The organism is Streptomyces sp. NPDC031064, from assembly GCF_055570965.1.
This window is the reverse complement of record NZ_JBVIGF010000008.1, coordinates 100,104-117,488: the sequence shown is the minus strand read 5'-3', so window position 1 is coordinate 117,488 and position 17,385 is coordinate 100,104. Positions and strand designations below refer to the sequence as shown.

Genomic DNA, 17,385 nt, shown 5'->3' with positions numbered 1-17,385 from the left:
CTGGGCGGGTGACCGGTCGGGCAGGGGCCGGTCCCCCGCCCGGCGACGCCGGGCGGCGCCCGGGGTTCCCCGGGGTGTCAGCCGGCCACCACGTGGGAGATCGTGTAGATCAGCAGGCCCGCCAGCGCGCCGACCACCGTGCCGTTGATGCGGATGAACTGGAGGTCGCGGCCGATGTGGGCCTCGATCTTCTTGGAGGTCTGCTCGGCGTCCCAGCTCGCGATCGTGTCGCTGATCAGCGAGGTGATCTCGGCGCGGTACGTCGTGACGACGTACACCGCCGCGTCCTCGACCCAGCCCTCGACCTTCGCCTGGAGGCGGCCGTCGGTGGCCAGCCGGGTGCCGAGCGAGATGAGGGAGGCGCGGGCGCGGAGGCGGAGCTCGCTGCGTTCGTCCTCGGCCGCCGAGATGATCATGGCGCGTACGGAGGACCAGGCGGAGGCGATGATGTCCTGGACCTCGGGCCGGGCCACCAGGTCGGACTTGAGGCGCTCCACCCGGGCGCGGGTGTCGGTGTCGCCCTGGAGGTCGGCGGCGAAGTCCGTCAGGAACCGGTCCAGCGCGCCGCGCGCCGGGTGGGCGGGCATGTCGCGCATCTCCGTGACGAACCGCAGCAGCTCCTTGTGGACGCGCTCGCCGACCTTCCGGTCCACGAAGCGGGGCGTCCACCCGGGGGCGCCGCCCTGGACCGCGTCCATGATCGAGTCGGCGTGGAGGACCAGCCAGTCGTGGGCGCGGTTGCAGATCAGGTCGACCGCCCCGTGGTGGGCCCCGTCGGCGACGACCTTCTCCAGGGTCTTGCCGATCCCGGGCGCGATCTCCGCCGCCTCGGCCCGCCGCGTGATCGCCTCGCCCACCACCGCCTGGACGTCGGCGTCCCGCAGCACGGTCAGGGCGCCGCGCAGCGCCGTGGACAGCTCGGCCGTCACCCGGTCGGCGTGCGCGGGTTCGGCCAGCCAGGCGCCGAGGCGGCCGCCGATGCCGAGGGCGTGCAGCCGGGCGCGTACGACGCCCTCGGAGAGGAAGTTCTCGCCGACGAAGGAGCCGAGGGAGGCGCCGAGCTGGTCCTTCTTGGTCGGGATGATCGCCGTGTGCGGAATGGGCAGCCCCATCGGGCGCCGGAACAGCGCCGTGACCGCGAACCAGTCCGCCAGCGCGCCCACCATGCCGGCCTCGGCGGCGGCGGCCACGTAGCCGGGCCAGCCGGTCACGCCGGAATTGCGGGCCCAGGTCGCCAGGACGTAGATCAGGGCGACCAGGAGCAGCAGGGCGGTCGCGGTGAGTTTCATCCGGCGTACGCCCCGGCGCTTCTCCTCGTCGGCGGCCGTGTACGAGAAGGCGACCAGCGGGGTCTTCGTATGGTTCATCCGACTCATCCGGCTCCACCCGTCCGCGCGCGTGCGTACTTATGTCCCTATCTCAGGTACTCCTGAGCCGCACGGCGAGTTCCCCGCGAACACGGAAAGGTCACTTCCGGAGCTGCTTGCGGGCCGCCTTCCGCTCCTTGCGCTTCACGTCCACCCCGCCCATCAGCGCGAATCCGGTGATCCGCACGCGCGGCGAGCCGGGGGTGCCCTCGCCCGCGCCCCGGTCGTCGAAGCCGCCCATGAAGCCGAAGCCGGTCACCTCGACGTGCAGCTCGGGCGGGACGACGACCTGGATGCCGCCCATGACGGCGAAGCAGCGGATGACGATCTCCCCGTCCTCGAAGTCCGCCTCGCGCAGGTCGATGTCGCCGCCACCCTGGAGCACGGCCGCCGTGAAGTTCCGGGCGACGGTCCACTTGCCGCGCCGGCCGAAGCCGCTCCAGAAGGCGAAGGCGCCCTTGGAGGTGGCGGGCTTGCCGATGCGGGCCGGCCAGGCGGGGTCACCGGCCTCCACGGGGGCGGTGGTGGCCGGCAGGTCACGGACGAGCGGGGCCAACTCGCCGTGCGTACGCGCCTTGTACGCCAGGTCGAGCCGCTCCTCGAACTCGGTCATGTCGAGGCGGCCCTCCGCGACCGCGTCCCGCAGCCGCTCCGCGATCCGCTCACGGTCGGCGTCCGAGGCCCGCATCTCGGGCAGTTCGCTCGTCATACGAACAGACTAATGCGGGGTGCCGTCAGAGGCCCGTTGATCGCTCCGCGTACATCTTGGCGATCACCGTCTCGATGTCCGGCTCCCGCACCGAGAGGTCCACCAGCGGGTACTCGGCCGCGATCCGGGCCACCAGCGGCGCTGCCGACGTCGCCGCGGGGAACGCCAGCCACTGGCGCGGCCCGTCCACCTTCACCACCCGGGCGCCCTCCGCGGTGATCGGCGGCAGCTCCCGTTCCAGGTCCACCACCAGCGTCCGCTCGCTCTCGCCCACCTCGTGCAGGCCGCCCAAGGGCCCGTCGTACATCAGCTTCCCGTGGTCGATGACCATCACGCGCTTGCAGAGCTGCTCGATGTCGGTGAGGTCGTGCGTGGTGAGCAGCACCGTCGTGCCGCGCTCGGCGTTCAGGTCGCGGAGGAAGTCACGGACCTTCGCCTTGGAGATGACATCCAGGCCGATCGTCGGCTCGTCCAGGTAGAGGACCTCCGGATCGTGCAGCAGCGCCGCCGCGATGTCGCCGCGCATCCGCTGGCCCAGCGAGAGCTGACGGACCGGCACCTCCAGCAGGTCGGCGAGGTCGAGCAGTTCGACGCACCGGTCGAGGTTCTCCCGGAAGCGGGCGTCCGGGATGCGGTACATGCGGTGCACCAGGCGGTAGGAGTCGCGCAGCGGCAGGTCCCACCACAGCGTCGTGCGCTGCCCGAAGACCACACCGATGCGGCGCGCCAGCCGGGTCCGGTCCCGGGAGGGATCGATGCCCGCGACGCTCAGCCGGCCGCCGCTGGGGGTGAGGATGCCGGTCAGCATCTTGATGGTGGTCGACTTGCCGGCGCCGTTGGGCCCGATGTAGCCGACCATCTCGCCGCGCGGCACCCGGAAGCTGATCCCGTCGACCGCCCTCACCTGGTGCCTCTCGCGCCGGAAACGGCCGGCCTTGCGGCGTACGTCGAAGACCTTCTCGACGCCGTCCAGTTCGATGAAGTCCTGCATGTACGCGCTCAACTCCCCGTGCTCCGGTACGAACGAATCCCCACGCGCCAGGCCAGCCCCGCCACCGCCCAGAAGACCGCCGCGACCAGCGGCGAGGCGAACGCCGTCCACCCCGGCAGCCCCGCCGGTGCCTCGCGCCCCAGCACGTACAGCGCCGGGACCCAGTTCACGAAGGCGAGGGGCACCATGTAGACCACTCCGCGCACCAGGTCCTGCGCGAAGATCACCGGCGGGTACTGCAGGAGGGTGTTCCCGCCGTACGTGAACGCGTTGGCGACCTCCGAGCCGTCCTGTGCCCAGAACTGGAAGGCCGCGCCCACCACCATCACCGCCGAGAAGATCAGCCACCCACTGATCACCATCAGGGGCACCAGCGCCACCTTCACCGGCGTCCACGCCACGTCCAGCAGGACCAGCGACCAGACCAGCACGATCAGCCCCTGGATCACCCGCCCCACCCGTCGCAGCGCGAACCGGTCCGCCGCCACCTGCGCCAGCACCGGCACGGGCCGCACCAGCAGCGTGTCCAGCGTGCCGTCCCGCACCCGCCGCCCCAGCCGCTGGACCTGACCCAGCGCCAGGTCGGCCAGCCCGAAGGCGGTGCCGGTCGTCCCGTACAGGAAGGCCACCTCCGCGAAGGAGAAACCGCCCAGGCCGCGCACCTGACCGAACATCAGCAGGATGACGACGAAGTCGAAGCCGGTGGCCGTGAAGTTGGACAGCAGCGTCATCGCGAAGGAGAAGCGGTACGTCATGGTCGAGCGCACCCACATCGCGGCGATCAGCCCGTACGCCCGCAGCCCCGCGGTCACCTCAGCCACCCTGGACCACCACCCGCCGCGTCGCGGCCGCCTGGACCGCGCGCCCCGCCGTCAGCAGCACCAGCGCCCAGCCGGCCTGGAACGCGTACGCCTCCATCAGCTCCCACCCCGTCCGCTTCTCCAGGAACACATCCGCCGGGACCTGGAGCAGTGACGCCCACGGCAGCGCCCGCGCCACCTCGCCCAGCGCGCCGGGGAACACGGTCAGCGGCAGCAGCATCCCGGAGAAGAACGTCCCCGACAGCCAGGCCACCTGCACCACCCCGGCCCCGTCCATCAGCCAGAACGCGCTCAGCGCGACCAGGAACCAGACCGCGAAGCTCACCACCACGCCCAGCGCCACCGACACCAGGAAGGCGAGCCAGGTCAGCGGGTGCTCGGGCAGGGCGAGGTCGAAGGCGAGCGCCCCGATCGCCATCGGCGCCACGCCCCGACCGAGGAGCTGGAAGCCGGAACGGCCCAGGGCGACCGAGAGCCACCACATCTGAAGGTCGGCCGGGCGGTAGAGGTCGACGGCGATGTCGCCCGTCTTGACGCGCTCCATCAGCTCGTCCTCGAACCCGCCGCCCATCAGCCCGCAGGTCGCCAGCAGGGCCTGTCCGATCCACACATAGGCGAGCGCCTCGGCCATGTCGTAGCCGCCGAGACCGGGCCGCTCGTCCCAGAGGGCGATGTAGGTGTACGCCAGGATGAAGCCGAAGACGGTGTTGGTGAACACCCCGGCGGCGGTCGCCATCCGGTACGTCGCATAGCGCCGGAACCCGCCCGCCGCCACGGCCGCGTACAGCCGCATCTCCCCGCTCCCTTCCACCCCCGGAACACACCAAAGCCGAGGAGCCTAGCCCTCCCCGGTCCACGCCCGCGAGCGGTTTTCGGCCGCCGTTGCCGGGGTTGGGCGGGTGGGCCGTGCACTATGAGAGGGCTACGCAAGCCGGACATAAGCCACGAACCAGGCCGGAGACCATGAGCGACGAGCCATCGCAGCCAGGCTGGGAGCCCCGCGACCCGACCGTCGCCGGGCCGCCCCGCGAAGCCCCCGACCACCCCGCCAAGCGGAAGCGGAAGAAGCGCACCGGCTGGCGGCGGCTCGTCCCGACCTGGCGGATGGTCCTCGGCGCGTTCCTCTTCACCGCCCTGCTGCTGATCGGCGGCTTCTTCGCCGGCTACCACCTCGTCGACATCCCGCCCGCCAACGCCGCCGCCACGGCCCAGTCCAACGTGTACCTGTACCGCGACGGCACCCCGCTCGCCCAGAAGGGTGACGTCAACCGCGAGAACGTGCGCCTCTCCCAGGTCCCCCTCCCCGTCCAGCGCGCCGTACTGGCCGCCGAGGACCGCGACTTCTACTCCCAGCCGGGCGTGGACCCCGAGGCGATGGTCCGCGCCGCCTGGAACACGCTCACCGGCAAGGGCACCCAGGGCGGCTCCACCATCACCCAGCAGTACGTCAAGAACTACTACCTCGGCCAGGAACGGACCCTGGTCCGCAAGGTGAAGGAGTTCTTCATCTCCATCAAACTCGACCGGGAGAAAACCAAGGACGACATCTTCGAGGGCTACCTCAACACCAGCTTCTACGGCCGCAACGCCTACGGAATCCAGGCCGCCGCCCGCGCCTACTACGGCAAGGACGCCCAGGACCTGACGACCGCTCAGGGCGCCTACCTCGCCGTGCTGCTCAACGCCCCCAGCGCGTACGACGTCGACGGCCGCCCCGAGAACCGCTCCAAGGCGATCGGGCGCTGGAGGTACGTGCTGGACGCCATGGTCACGGAGAAGTGGCTCACCCACGCCGCCCGCGCCGCCACCACCTTCCCCGAACCGGAGGACGCCACGGCCACGACCGGCCTGTCCGGCCAGCGCGGCTACATCGTCCAGGCCGTCGAGGACTACCTCACCGACCACAACGTCATCGACAAGAAGACCCTGGCCCAGGGCGGCTTCCGCATCACCACCACGCTGGAGCAGCACAAGCAGGAGTCCCTCGCCGCGGCGGTCGACGACCAGGTCATGTCCCAGCTCGACACCGCCAACCAGACGGACCGCTACGTACGCGTCGGCGGCGTGTCCATCGACCCGGCCACCAGCAAGGTGGTCGCCATGTACGGCGGCGTCGACTACACCCGGCAGTTCGTCAACAACGCGACCCGCCGCGACTACCAGGTCGGCTCCACCTTCAAGCCGTTCGTGTTCGCCGCCGCCATCCACAACTCCTCCGTCACCCAGGACGGTGAACGCATCCTCCCCAACACCCGGTACGACGGCACCAACAAGCGCCAGGTGCTGGGCTGGGGCGGCCACCCGTACGCCCCGGCCAACGAGGACGACGTCGACTACGGCCCCATCACCGTGCGCACCGCCACGGACAAGTCCGTCAACGCGGTGTACGCCCAGCTCGCCGTGGACGTCGGCCCGGCGAAGGTGGAGCAGACCGCCATCGACCTGGGCCTGCCCGCCGACACCCCCGACCTGAACCCGTCGCCCTCCATCGCGCTCGGCCCGGCCACCGCGAGCGTGCTGGACATGGCGCAGGCGTACGCGACCCTCGCCAACCACGGCAAGCACGGCACGTACGCGCTGGTGGAGAAGGTCGAGAGGGACGGCGCCGAGCTTCCGCTGCCCGCCGTGGAGCGCAAGCAGGCGATCAGCCGGGAGGCCGCCGACACGACGACGGCCATGCTGCGCAGCGTCATCGAGGGCGGCACCGGCACCGCCGCACAGGCGGCCGGGCGCCCGGCCGCCGGCAAGACCGGGACGGCGGAGGACGACAAGGCGGCCTGGTTCGCCGGCTACACCCCGGACCTGGCGACCGTGATCACGGTGATGGGCCAGGACCCGGACACGGGGGCGCAGAAGCCGCTGTACGGGGCGCTGGGGCTGGAGCGGATGAACGGCGGCGGGGCGCCGGCGTCGATCTGGGGCCAGTACACCCGGGCGGCGCTGGAGGGCAGCCCGGTGCGGGACTTCGACCTGGTGCTGGCGGAGGGCGCGGACGAGGAGCCGGAGGAGGAGCCCTGGCCCTTCGAGCCCGGCGACTCCGAGGGCCCGGACGGCTGGAACGAGGAGGGCGACCAGGAAGGCATGGAGGCGGGCCGGGGACGGGAGGGGCGCGACGGGTACGACGGGGACGACGGCTACCGGGGCCCCGGCACGCCGGGCGGCCCGGGCGGGGCACAGGGCACCGGCGGTACGCGGGGGACGCCCACGGGTCCGGCGGGCGCCGCGACCACCGGGCCCGCCACCGGCACGCCCGCCGGCCCGCCCGGTGGCCCGGCACCCGCCGTGCCCGGCGTACCGCCCGTACCCGCCATGCCGGACGTACCGGTACCGCCGGTGCCCGGCCGGTAGTCAGTGGCCCGAGGTGGCCTTCAGGCCCACCACGGCGACCAGCAGCAGGCACACGAAGAAGATCCGGGCGGCGGTCACCGGCTCACCGAGCACCACCATGCCGACCACCGCCGCACCGGCCGCGCCGATGCCGACCCACACGCCGTACGCGGTGCCGATCGGCAGGGTCTTGGCGGCCTGGGACAGCAGCGCCATGCTGGCGACGATCCCGATGCCGGTGAGCAGGCTGGGCCACAGCCGGGTGAAGCCGTCCGTGAACTTCATCCCGATCGACCAGCCCACCTCCAGCAGACCGGCGACGATCAACAGGACCCAGGCCATGACGGCACCTCCGAGACGCGGGAAACGTACGAACAAGGGGTGCGTCGTCTTTGCGGAAACCCGGTACGGCGCGTCTCGTCGGGGTCCCTCCACGCTAGCAAACGCAGGCACGAAGGCCTGGTGACATCCGCCACCAGGCCTTTCCACACGCGTTGCGACAGGTGTCGCTACAGATACAGACCGGTCGAGTCTTCCGAACCACCGAAACGGTCCGCCGCGACCGCGTGCAGGTCGCGTTCCCTCATCAGTACGTACGCCACGCCCCGCACCTCGACCTCGGCGCGGTCCTCGGGGTCGTACAGCACCCGGTCACCGGTCTCCACGGTCCGTACGTTCTGACCGACCGCGACCACCTCGGCCCAGGCGAGCCGGCGGCCGACAGCGGCGGTCGCCGGGATCAGGATGCCGCCGCCCGAACGCCTCTCGCCCTCGGGCGTGTCGGTGCGGACCAGCACCCGGTCGTGCAGCATCCGGATGGGCAGCTTGTCGTGGGTGTTCTCGCTCACGCCACGAACCTACCTGCCCCGCCGCGTCCCGCACGCCAGAGGGTCATGGCTCGTGTCAGCCCTTGCGCTTCCGGGTGGTCAGGGCGAGCAGCCCGACCACGCCGACGGCGAGCAGCGCCACCGGCACGACCCGCTCCAGCCGCGGTGTGCCGTCCTCCGCGACGAACCGTCCCTTCACGTCGGTGACCACGCGGTTCACCGTGACGAAGGCCCGCCCCGCGGTCTGGTCGACCGTCGACGCCACCTTGGCCTTCGCGTCCCCGATGATCGTCTTCGGGTGCATGCGTACGCCGATCTCGTCGAGAGTGACGGCGAGCTGCTCGCGTCGGCGGACGATGTCCGCCTCGATCTGCGCAGGGGTCCTGGCTTCCGACACCGCGCTGCCTCCGTAGGTCCGTCCAAATCCGTGGTGGACAGTCTGTCAGCTCGGGGGCCCGGTGACTGTCGCAGACCCCCATTAGGCTCTGAAGGCGTACGACCATCCCCCCTCCCAAGCCCCCGAGGAGCCAGGAAGCCATGAGCGAGCGACTCCAGCCCGGCGACACCGCCCCCGCCTTCACCCTGCCCGACGCGGACGGCAAGGACGTGTCGCTCGCCGACTACCGGGGCCGCAAGGTCATCGTCTACTTCTACCCGGCCGCCATGACGCCCGGCTGCACCAAGCAGGCGTGCGACTTCACCGACAACCTCGACGTGCTCGCGTCGGCGGGCTACGACGTGATCGGGGTCTCGCCCGACAAGCCGGAGAAGCTCGCGAAGTTCCGCGAGAAGGAGGACCTGAAGGTCACGCTGGTCGGCGACCCGTCCAAGGCGACCCTGGAGGCCTACGGCGCCTTCGGCGAGAAGAAGCTGTACGGCAAGACGGTGACCGGCGTGATCCGCTCGACGGTCGTCGTGGACGAGGAGGGCAAGGTCGAGCGGGCGCTGTACAACGTGAAGGCGACCGGCCACGTGGCCAAGATCATCAAGGACCTCGGCATCTGAGCCGCCCGTCCGACCGGCCCGCCGCCATGTGACCGAAGTCCCCATCAATCAGGGCTTCGGTTTGCGAAAGCGAGGACCGAGCAGGTGTTCCCCTTGGATTGATCCCGAAGTCCAGGAAAGGAACCTGCCCATGGCGGCCACGGCCGATCCAGCGGCGGTCAGGCGCCACCGCATCCTGTTCCGCACCATCCAGCAGCGGAAGAACCCCAAGCTCCGGCGGTCCGACATCACCGTCACCGACCAGGCGGCGGTCAAGCGGGCCGTGAAGGCGGCCTCGCTCGGCAACGCCATGGAGTGGTTCGACTTCGGCATCTACAGCTACCTGGCCGTCACCATCGGCCATGTCTTCTTCCCTTCCGGGAACGACACGGCGCAGCTCCTCTCCTCCTTCGCGACCTTCGCCGTCGCCTTCCTGATCCGGCCGCTGGGCGGCCTGGTCTTCGGGCCGATGGGCGACCGGATCGGCCGCAAGAAGGTCCTCGCGCTGACGATGATCCTGATGGCGGTCGGCACGTTCGCGATCGGCCTGATCCCCTCGTACGCGTCCATCGGCTTCTGGGCCCCGGTGCTGCTGATCTTCTTCCGGCTGGTGCAGGGCTTCTCGACGGGCGGTGAGTACGGCGGCGCGTCCACCTTCATCGCCGAGTACGCCCCCGACAAGCGGCGCGGCTTCTTCGGCAGCTTCCTGGAGTTCGGCACGCTGGCCGGCTACGTCGGCGCGGCGGGCCTGGTCACCGCGCTCACGGCGGTCCTGGGCGACGCGTCCATGGAGGCCTGGGGCTGGCGCGTGCCGTTCCTGGTGGCGGGGCCGCTGGGGCTGGTGGGGCTCTACCTCCGGCTGAGGCTGGACGAGACGCCGGCGTTCCAGCAACTGGCGTCGGAGAGCGCGTCCGCCTCCGAGGCGGCCGACACCGTGGAGACGTCCGCCAAGGGCGACCTCGCCACGATCTTCCGCCAGTACTGGCCGACGCTGATCCTGTGCGTCGCCCTCGTCGGGGCGTACAACGTCACGGACTACATGCTGCTGTCGTACATGCCGACGTACCTCTCCGACGAGCTCGGCTACAGCGCGACGCACGGGCTGCTGATCCTGCTGGCCGTCATGGCGTTCCTGATGCTGGTCATCAACCAGGTGGGCCGCCTCAGCGACCGCTACGGCCGCAAGCCGCTGCTGATGGCGGGCATGCTGGGCTTCCTGTTCCTGTCGGCGCCGGCGTTCTGGCTGATCGGCCTCGGCGGCGTCCTCGCCATCACGGCGGGCATGCTGATGCTGGGCCTGTCGCTGGTGTGCCTGCTGGGCACCATGTCGGCGGCGCTCCCGGCGCTGTTCCCGACCCAGGTGCGCTACGGCTCGCTGTCGGTGGGCTACAACCTCTCCGCCTCCCTCTTCGGCGGCACCACCCCGCTGGTCATCACGGCCCTCATCAGCCTCACCGGCAGCACCCTGATGCCGGCGTACTACGCGATGGCGGCCGCATTGGTGGGTGTGGTCGCGGTGGCCTGCATGAAGGAGACGGCCCGTCAGCCCCTGGCCGGCTCACCGCCGTCGGTCTGCACGAAGGAGGAGGCCGCCGCACTCGTCCAGGCCCAGGCGCCCGAGCCCCGGTTCTGACGGGTGCCGCCCACCGGCCGCGGGCGGCCCACTACGATGGGGGCGCGCACGCGGCCGTGGTGGAATTGGCAGTCACGCTGGGTTTAGGTCCCAGTGGGGTAACACCCGTGAGGGTTCGAGTCCCTCCGGCCGCACGTACGCCCGAAGGGCCGCCCCCGTTTCCCGGGGGCGGCCCTTCGGGCGTAACCGGCCGCGTCAGCCGACCAGTTCACGGATGACCGGGACCAGGGCGCGGAAGGCCTGGCCGCGGTGGCTGATGGCGTTCTTCTCCGCCGCCGTCAGCTCCGCGCACGTGCGGGTCTCCCCGTCCGGCTGGAGGATCGGGTCGTAGCCGAAGCCGCCGGTTCCGGCCGGGACGTGGCGCAGGGTGCCGCGCAGCCGGCCTTCCACCACGCGCTCGGTGCCGTCCGGCAGGGCCAGGGCGGCCGCGCAGGCGAAGTGGGCGGCACGGTGTTCGGGGGCGATGTCGGCGAGCTGGGCGAGGAGCAGGTCCAGGTTGGCCTTGTCGTCGCCGTGCCGGCCCGCCCAGCGCGCCGAGAAGATGCCGGGCGCGCCGCCGAGGACGTCGACGCACAGGCCGGAGTCGTCGGCGATGGCGGGCAGGCCGGTGGCCCGCGCCAGGGCGTGGGCCTTGAGCAGGGCGTTCTCGGCGAAGGTGACGCCGGTCTCCTTGACGTCGGGCACCTCGGGATAGGCGTCCGCGCCGACGAGTTCGTGGTCGAGCCCCGCGTCGGCGAGGATCGCGTGCAGTTCGGTGATCTTCCCGGCGTTGCGGGTGGCGAGGATCAGGCGGGTCATGCCCCCAGTATCTACGGGGTGCAGACCTTGCCGATCTCGGTGGCGGCGTCGGTGACGGGCTTGATGTCCGGGGTGGTGTCGCCGTTCTTGACGGCGGTGCGGACGCTGTCGACGCCCTTGCCGAGGTCGTCGACGGCCTTGGACAGATCGGCGTTGTCCGTCTTGTCCTTGAGGCCGGCGAGCTCCTTGTCGATCTCGTCGAGGGACTCGTTGAGCTGCGTGGGGTCGTTGGTGGCGGACGAGACCGCCTGGCTCAGTTGGTCGACGCTGGTGGCGATGGAGTCGGCGGCCTGGACGCAGTCCATGGCCTTGTCGAGCGCGCCGCAGCCGACCGCTCCGGTGAGGGCGAGCACGACGGTGGCGGCGGCGAGAGCGGCGGTACGACGACGGCGCATGGAACAGGTCCTCCCGAGAGCTGCGGACGGGCGTACGGTTCGGCCCGTACGCCCGCACTCATAGGGACGCCCACGGGGGCGCCCTCGGTTGCTAGAGGGTGATGTCGAGGGCGTCGCGCTGGAGCGCGGCGAGGTCGGCGCAGCCTCCGGTGGCGAGGTCGAGCAGCGCGTTGAGCTCCTTGCGGTCGAAGGGCTCGGCCTCGGCGGTGCCCTGGACCTCGACGAAGCGGCCGTCGCCGGTGCAGACGACGTTCATGTCGGTCTCGGCGCGCACGTCCTCCTCGTAGCACAGGTCCAGCAGCGGCGTGCCGTCCACGATGCCGACGGACACGGCGGACACGGTGCCGGTCAGCGGCTTGCGCCCGGCCTTGACGAGCTTGTTGCGCTGCGCCCAGGCGACGGCGTCGGCGAGGGCGACGTACGCGCCGGTGATGGCGGCGGTGCGGGTGCCGCCGTCGGCCTGGAGGACGTCGCAGTCCAGGACGATGGTGTTCTCGCCGAGGGCCTTGTAGTCGATGACGGCCCGCAGCGAGCGGCCGATCAGCCGGCTGATCTCGTGCGTACGGCCGCCGATCTTGCCGCGTACGGACTCGCGGTCGCCGCGGGTGTTGGTGGAGCGCGGCAGCATGGAGTACTCGGCGGTCACCCAGCCCTCGCCGCTGCCCTTGCGCCAGCGCGGGACGCCCTCGGTGACGGAGGCGGTGCAGAAGACCTTGGTGTCGCCGAAGGAGATGAGGACGGAGCCCTCGGCGTGCTTGCTCCATCCACGTTCGATGGTGACCGGGCGGAGCTGTTCGGGGGTGCGGCCGTCGATTCGAGACATGCCCTGAGCCTAGTCGCCGATGTGTGAGGGGCCCGTTCCGGTACCGGAACGGGCCCCTCACGGGTGAGCGGTCAGCTCACATCATGTCTTCGATCTCGGCGGCGATCGGGTCGGCGTCGGTGCCGATGACGACCTGGATCGCGCTGCCCATCTTGACGACGCCGTGGGCCCCCGCGGCCTTCAGCGCGGCCTCGTCGACCAGGGCGGGGTCGGCGACCTCGGTACGCAGGCGGGTGATGCAGCCCTCGACCTCTTCGATGTTGTCGATGCCGCCGAGCCCGGCGACGATCTTCTCAGCCTTGCTGGCCATGTCTCTCTCCCTGCGTTCGGCGCACCTAGGTCTTTCGTCACGGTAACGCACGGTTGGCCCATCTTCGCGGGCGCGTTACCCGGTTGTACCGAAGGATGACGATCACCAGCGCCTACGATATCGCAACTGGTCTACACCAGTCTCGCCAGGAGACCAGGAGGACGCCGATGAGCTCCGACAGCGCGGCCGCACCCAGGCAGAAGCGGTGGACCGGTGCCTTCCAGGGGCTACAGAAGATGGGCCGCAGCCTCCAGCTCCCCATCGCGGTGCTGCCGGCGGCGGGCATCCTCAACCGGCTGGGCCAGCCGGACGTCTTCGGCGCCGACGGGCTGGGCTGGGAGAACGTCGCCAAGGTGATCGCGGGCGCGGGCGGCGCCCTCCTCGACGCCGACCTGGGCCTCCCGCTCCTCTTCTGCGTGGGCGTCGCGATCGGCATGGCCAAGAAGGCGGACGGCTCCACCGCGCTCGCGGCCGTCGCCGGCTTCCTGGTCTACCGGGGCGTGCTGCGCGCCTTCCCCAAGGACTGCCCGCCGGGCACCACCGACGTGGGCGGCGGCTGCCTGGGCGCGGACGACACCTTCGTGGCGTACACGTACCAGAACCCGGGCGTCTTCGGCGGCATCATCATGGGCCTGCTCACCGCCTTCTTCTGGCAGCGGTACCACCGCACCAAGCTGGTCGACTGGCTGGGCTTCTTCAACGGCCGCCGGCTCGTCCCGATCATCATGTCGTTCGTCGCCATCGCCTTCGCCGTGATCTGCCTGTTCGTCTGGCCCCCGATCGGCGACGCCCTGGAGGACTTCAGCGACTGGCTGGTCGGTCTCGGGGCATGGGGCTCGGGCCTGTTCGGCGTCGCCAACCGCGCGCTGCTGGTGATCGGCCTGCACCAATTCCTGAACGTCCCCGTGTGGTTCCAGTTCGGCACGTTCACCAAGCCGGACGGCACGGTCGTGCACGGCGACATCAGCATGTTCCTGGCGGGCGACCCGGACGCGGGGCAGTTCACCACCGGCTTCTTCCCCATCATGATGTTCGCCCTCCCGGCGGCCGCGCTGGCCATCACGCACTGCGCCAAGCCGCACCGCCGCAAGGAGGTCGGCGGCCTGATGCTCTCGGTGGCGCTCACCTCGTTCGTCACCGGCATCACCGAGCCGATCGAGTACTCGTTCCTCTTCATCGCCCCGGCGCTGTACGTGGTCCACGCCCTGCTGACCGGCGTCTCCATGGCCGTCACCTGGGCGTTCGGCGTGAAGGACGGCTTCAGCTTCTCGGCGGGCCTGATCGACTACGTCATCAACTGGGGCCTGGCCACCAAGCCGTGGCTGATCATCCCGATCGGCCTGGTCTTCGCGGTCGTCTACTACGTGATCTTCCGGTTCGCGATCACCAAGTTCGACATCCCGACGCCGGGCCGCGAGCCCGAAGAGGCGGAGACGGACGTCACCAAGCCGTAGCCCCTCGGCGTTACCGAATCGCAAGTTCCTTATACAACGCTCACCGTGCTACAACAGGTCTACACCACTACTGGTGTAGACCACGCGGCGCTGCCGCGCTTCCTTGAGACGCCGCCACCCCCATTTGATCATGCCAGGCGGCGCCTTGCCCACCTGGAGGAACTTATGTCCACGGCCAGCGCCGCCCCCGCGGCGGAGAAGAAGAAGGGCGCGGGCGTGATGTCGGTCATGCAGCGCATCGGCCGCAGCCTCATGCTGCCGGTCGCCGTGCTGCCGGCCGCCGCGCTCCTGGTGCGTTTCGGTCAGCCCGACATGCTCGGCCGGGAGTCCTTCCCGACCTTCGTCACCAAGATCGCCGGCTACATGGCGGCCGGTGGCGGCGCCCTCCTGGACAACATGGCGCTGCTGTTCGCCGTCGGTATCGCGATCGGCTTCGCGAAGAAGTCCGACGGCTCCACGGCCCTGGCGGCCGTCACCGGCTACCTGGTCTTCAAGAGCGTGCTCGGCACCTTCACGGACAGCAGCCTGCCCAAGAAGGAAGCCATCGTCGACGGCAAGATCGTCATGGTGGAGCAGGCCGTCGACGCCAAGGTGCTCGGCGGCGTGGTCATGGGCATCATCGTGGCTCTCCTCTACCAGCGCTTCTACCGCACCAAGCTGCCGGACTGGCTGGGCTTCTTCGGCGGCCGCCGCCTCGTCCCGATCCTGTCCGCCTTCGCCGGCCTGGTCACCGGCATCGTCTTCGGTCTCATCTGGCCGTGGCTGGGCTCGGGTCTGCACTGGATCGGTGAGAGCCTGGTCGGCTCCGGCGCCGTCGGCGCGGGCATCTTCGGTGTCGCCAACCGCGCGCTGATCCCGGTCGGCATGCACCACCTGCTCAACTCCTTCCCGTGGTTCCAGGCCGGTTCGTACGAGGGCAAGAGCGGCGACATCGCCCGCTTCCTCGCCGGTGACCCGAGCGCCGGACAGTTCATGACCGGCTTCTTCCCGATCATGATGTTCGCCCTCCCCGCCGCGTGCCTCGCGATCGTGCACTGCGCCCGCCCCGAGCGCCGCAAGGTCGTCGGCGGCATGATGTTCTCCCTCGCGCTGACCTCGTTCGTCACCGGTGTCACCGAGCCGATCGAGTTCACGTTCATGTTCATCGCCCCGGTGCTGTACGCGGTCCACGCCGTGCTGACCGGTGTCTCCATGGCGCTGACCTGGGCGCTGGGCATGAAGGACGGCTTCGGCTTCTCCGCCGGTGCGGTCGACTTCCTCCTCAACCTGGGCATCGCGTCCAACCCGTGGGGCCTGGCCCTGGTGGGCCTCTGCTTCGCGGCGGTCTACTACGTGGTCTTCCGCTTCGCGATCACCAAGTTCAACCTCCCGACGCCGGGCCGCGAGTCCGACGAGGAGCTGGCCGAGCTCCAGAAGGCCGAGGCCAAGTAACCAAGCCGAAGGCCCCCGGAACCGACCGGTTCCGGGGGCCTTCGCATGTCGTCACACTTCGTAGACCGCGCCCGCGTACGCGAGCTCCGACGGCCCGTCGTACACCGCCCGTGCGTCCGCCAGGTTCCGCTCGCCGTCCGTCCACGGCGGGATGTGCGTGAGCACCAGCCGCCCCGCCCCCGCCCGCGCCGCGTGCGCGCCCGCCTCGCGGCCGTTCAGGTGCAGGCCGGGGATGTCCTCCTTGCCGTACGTGAAGGACGCCTCGCACAGGAACAGGTCGGCACCCGCCGCGAGCGTGTCCAGCTCGTCGCAGACGCCCGTGTCACCCGAGTACACGAGGGACTTCCCGCCGTGCTCCACCCGGATCCCGTAGGCCTCGACCGGGTGGCAGACCTTCTCCGTACGCACCCGGAACGGGCCGATGTCGAACGAGCCGGGCTTGAGCGTGTGGAAGTCGAACACCTCGCTCATCGACTTGTCGGACGGCGTGTCCGCGTACGCCGTCGTCAGGCGCTGCTCGGCGCCGTCGGGGGCGTACACCGGGATGGCGGGGCAGCGACCACCCTCGTGGCGGTAGTAGCGCGCGACGAAGTACCCGCACATGTCGATGCAGTGATCGGCGTGCAGATGGCTGAGGAAGATCGCGTCCAGGTCGTACAGACCGATGTGGCGCTGCAACTCGCCCAGGGCGCCATTGCCCATGTCGAGGAGCAGCCGGAAGCCGTCGGCCTCTACGAGGTAGCTCGAACAGGCCGATTCCGCGGACGGGAACGACCCCGAGCAGCCGACGACGGTGAGCTTCATGGAGCGTGAACCTCCGAGGACGGGAGCCGGGCAGGCGCTGACAGGGGAGGTCGTGCGGTTTACCGAGCGTAAGGCGCGGCGAGCCGGGTCGCTCCTCCGCAGTGGCCCCTTGTGGTCGAACTCACCCGCGCTGTCACCGGTTCGGGCGGGTAGCGTCCGGAGGTATGGACACGTCCTGGTGGCTGGCGCTCGGCGCCGTCGTGGTGATCGCGCTGGTCGCGGCGGTGTCCGACGCGACGGGGCGCGGGCGCCGTCCGGGCGGCCGGACGCGCCCGCCGGCCCGCCCCGGCGAGCCGCCGCCCGGCCGGCGCCCCCGGCCGGGTGAGATCTGGTGGGCGGACGTCCCCTACGAGGACGGCCCCGGTTCCAAGGACCGCCCGTGCCTGGTCCTGGCGGTACGCGGGGACACGGCGCTCGTCGCCAAGATCACCAGCCGCTACCGGGACGAACGGCCGGGCGTGATCGCCCTGCACCCCGACGCGGTGGGCGACGCGCGGGGCCGCCCGAGCTTCCTGGAGACGGACGAGCTCCGTGACGTCCCGCTCCGGCGCTTCCGCCGCCGCGCGAGCCAGGTGGACCCCCTGGTCTGGGACCAGGTGCGCCACCTGTCGGCGTGACTCGGGGCCCCGCCCCGGGTCCCGTGCCGGGTGCGGACCGTTTGTGCCCACCCGTTCCGCCCCAGCGGAACGAATGCCCACAAACGGTCGGCGA

General features: G+C 70.8%; 19 protein-coding genes, 1 tRNA gene and 1 riboswitch. Of the genes, 7 read left to right on the top strand and 13 right to left on the bottom strand.

The annotated features are described in order from the left end of the window. Nucleotides 1-77: 77 nt before the first annotated feature. From ACZ46W_RS27225 to ACZ46W_RS27205, 5 genes are all read right to left on the bottom strand, one after another. A complete protein-coding gene (locus tag ACZ46W_RS27225) occupies nucleotides 78-1,367 on the bottom strand; it encodes a DUF445 domain-containing protein (protein WP_468342657.1) in 1,290 nt (429 codons plus the stop codon). A 100-nt stretch (nucleotides 1,368-1,467) separates the two neighbouring features. Next, a complete protein-coding gene (locus tag ACZ46W_RS27220; protein ID WP_468342654.1) occupies nucleotides 1,468-2,076 on the bottom strand; it encodes a DUF1707 SHOCT-like domain-containing protein in 609 nt (202 codons plus the stop codon). A 25-nt stretch (nucleotides 2,077-2,101) separates the two neighbouring features. Then, complete coding sequence (locus ACZ46W_RS27215) at nucleotides 2,102-3,067, bottom strand: ABC transporter ATP-binding protein (RefSeq protein ID WP_468342651.1); 966 nt, start codon at nucleotides 3,065-3,067, stop codon at nucleotides 2,102-2,104. 8 nt (nucleotides 3,068-3,075) lie between these two features. Then, nucleotides 3,076-3,840 (bottom strand): ABC transporter permease, encoded by a 765-nt coding sequence (locus ACZ46W_RS27210; protein WP_468343393.1) that lies wholly within the window; start codon nucleotides 3,838-3,840, stop codon nucleotides 3,076-3,078. A 40-nt stretch (nucleotides 3,841-3,880) separates the two neighbouring features. Further along, complete coding sequence (locus ACZ46W_RS27205; RefSeq protein ID WP_468342648.1) at nucleotides 3,881-4,681, bottom strand: ABC transporter permease; 801 nt, start codon at nucleotides 4,679-4,681, stop codon at nucleotides 3,881-3,883. A gap of 170 nt (nucleotides 4,682-4,851) precedes the next feature. Between ACZ46W_RS27205 and ACZ46W_RS27200 the strand changes: the two genes are divergently transcribed. Continuing rightward, nucleotides 4,852-7,236 carry a transglycosylase domain-containing protein gene (locus tag ACZ46W_RS27200; protein WP_468342645.1) on the top strand — a complete coding sequence of 795 codons (2,385 nt, stop codon included), beginning with the start codon at nucleotides 4,852-4,854 and terminating at the stop codon, nucleotides 7,234-7,236. Here the strand turns inward: ACZ46W_RS27200 and ACZ46W_RS27195 are convergent, their stop codons facing one another. The 3 genes from ACZ46W_RS27195 to ACZ46W_RS27185 all read right to left on the bottom strand — a co-directional run bounded on the left by ACZ46W_RS27195 (nucleotide 7,237) and on the right by ACZ46W_RS27185 (nucleotide 8,439). Next, nucleotides 7,237-7,557: a DMT family transporter gene (locus tag ACZ46W_RS27195; protein ID WP_468342643.1), complete on the bottom strand. Its 321-nt coding sequence runs from the start codon at nucleotides 7,555-7,557 to the stop codon at nucleotides 7,237-7,239. Between the two features lie 38 nt (nucleotides 7,558-7,595). After that, nucleotides 7,596-7,662, bottom strand: a riboswitch (guanidine-III (ykkC-III) riboswitch). A 62-nt stretch (nucleotides 7,663-7,724) separates the two neighbouring features. Continuing rightward, nucleotides 7,725-8,063: a GroES family chaperonin gene (locus tag ACZ46W_RS27190; protein ID WP_073750705.1), complete on the bottom strand. Its 339-nt coding sequence runs from the start codon at nucleotides 8,061-8,063 to the stop codon at nucleotides 7,725-7,727. A gap of 55 nt (nucleotides 8,064-8,118) precedes the next feature. Continuing rightward, nucleotides 8,119-8,439, bottom strand: a complete 321-nt coding sequence (locus tag ACZ46W_RS27185; RefSeq protein WP_468342638.1) for a DUF3618 domain-containing protein — start codon at nucleotides 8,437-8,439, stop codon at nucleotides 8,119-8,121. Nucleotides 8,440-8,579: 140 nt separating this feature from the next. On the opposite strand from ACZ46W_RS27185, the gene bcp reads away from it, so the two are divergent. The 3 genes from bcp (at nucleotide 8,580) to ACZ46W_RS27170 (ending at nucleotide 10,793) form a co-directional block, all read left to right on the top strand. Continuing rightward, nucleotides 8,580-9,047 carry a thioredoxin-dependent thiol peroxidase gene (gene bcp, locus ACZ46W_RS27180; protein ID WP_468342635.1) on the top strand — a complete coding sequence of 156 codons (468 nt, stop codon included), beginning with the start codon at nucleotides 8,580-8,582 and terminating at the stop codon, nucleotides 9,045-9,047. A 130-nt stretch (nucleotides 9,048-9,177) separates the two neighbouring features. After that, entirely contained in the window at nucleotides 9,178-10,659 is a 1,482-nt protein-coding gene (gene proP, locus ACZ46W_RS27175; RefSeq protein WP_468342632.1) for a glycine betaine/L-proline transporter ProP, read from the top strand. A gap of 50 nt (nucleotides 10,660-10,709) precedes the next feature. Next, nucleotides 10,710-10,793, top strand: a tRNA-Leu gene (locus tag ACZ46W_RS27170). 61 nt (nucleotides 10,794-10,854) lie between these two features. Here the strand turns inward: ACZ46W_RS27170 and rdgB are convergent. The 4 genes from rdgB to ACZ46W_RS27150 all read right to left on the bottom strand — a co-directional run bounded on the left by rdgB (nucleotide 10,855) and on the right by ACZ46W_RS27150 (nucleotide 12,985). Then, nucleotides 10,855-11,457, bottom strand: a complete 603-nt coding sequence (gene rdgB / locus ACZ46W_RS27165) for an RdgB/HAM1 family non-canonical purine NTP pyrophosphatase (protein WP_468342629.1) — start codon at nucleotides 11,455-11,457, stop codon at nucleotides 10,855-10,857. Nucleotides 11,458-11,468: 11 nt separating this feature from the next. Next, nucleotides 11,469-11,852: a hypothetical protein gene (locus tag ACZ46W_RS27160; RefSeq protein WP_468342626.1), complete on the bottom strand. Its 384-nt coding sequence runs from the start codon at nucleotides 11,850-11,852 to the stop codon at nucleotides 11,469-11,471. Between the two features lie 91 nt (nucleotides 11,853-11,943). After that, nucleotides 11,944-12,675 carry a ribonuclease PH gene (rph, locus tag ACZ46W_RS27155; RefSeq protein WP_366131171.1) on the bottom strand — a complete coding sequence of 244 codons (732 nt, stop codon included), beginning with the start codon at nucleotides 12,673-12,675 and terminating at the stop codon, nucleotides 11,944-11,946. Nucleotides 12,676-12,751: 76 nt separating this feature from the next. Next, nucleotides 12,752-12,985, bottom strand: a complete 234-nt coding sequence (locus ACZ46W_RS27150) for a PTS sugar transporter subunit IIB (protein WP_031076305.1) — start codon at nucleotides 12,983-12,985, stop codon at nucleotides 12,752-12,754. A gap of 167 nt (nucleotides 12,986-13,152) precedes the next feature. Between ACZ46W_RS27150 and ACZ46W_RS27145 the strand changes: the two genes are divergently transcribed. Both ACZ46W_RS27145 and ACZ46W_RS27140 read left to right on the top strand, forming a co-directional pair. Continuing rightward, nucleotides 13,153-14,439 carry a PTS transporter subunit EIIC gene (locus ACZ46W_RS27145; RefSeq protein ID WP_468342622.1) on the top strand — a complete coding sequence of 429 codons (1,287 nt, stop codon included), beginning with the start codon at nucleotides 13,153-13,155 and terminating at the stop codon, nucleotides 14,437-14,439. Between the two features lie 165 nt (nucleotides 14,440-14,604). After that, a complete protein-coding gene (locus ACZ46W_RS27140; RefSeq protein WP_468342619.1) occupies nucleotides 14,605-15,870 on the top strand; it encodes a PTS transporter subunit EIIC in 1,266 nt (421 codons plus the stop codon). A gap of 51 nt (nucleotides 15,871-15,921) precedes the next feature. Here the strand turns inward: ACZ46W_RS27140 and ACZ46W_RS27135 are convergent, their stop codons facing one another. Continuing rightward, complete coding sequence (locus ACZ46W_RS27135) at nucleotides 15,922-16,674, bottom strand: MBL fold metallo-hydrolase (protein WP_468342616.1); 753 nt, start codon at nucleotides 16,672-16,674, stop codon at nucleotides 15,922-15,924. A gap of 164 nt (nucleotides 16,675-16,838) precedes the next feature. Here ACZ46W_RS27135 and ACZ46W_RS27130 point away from each other — a divergent pair, with 164 nt between their 5' ends. Continuing rightward, a complete protein-coding gene (locus tag ACZ46W_RS27130; RefSeq protein WP_468342613.1) occupies nucleotides 16,839-17,291 on the top strand; it encodes a type II toxin-antitoxin system PemK/MazF family toxin in 453 nt (150 codons plus the stop codon). Nucleotides 17,292-17,385: the final 94 nt, after the last annotated feature.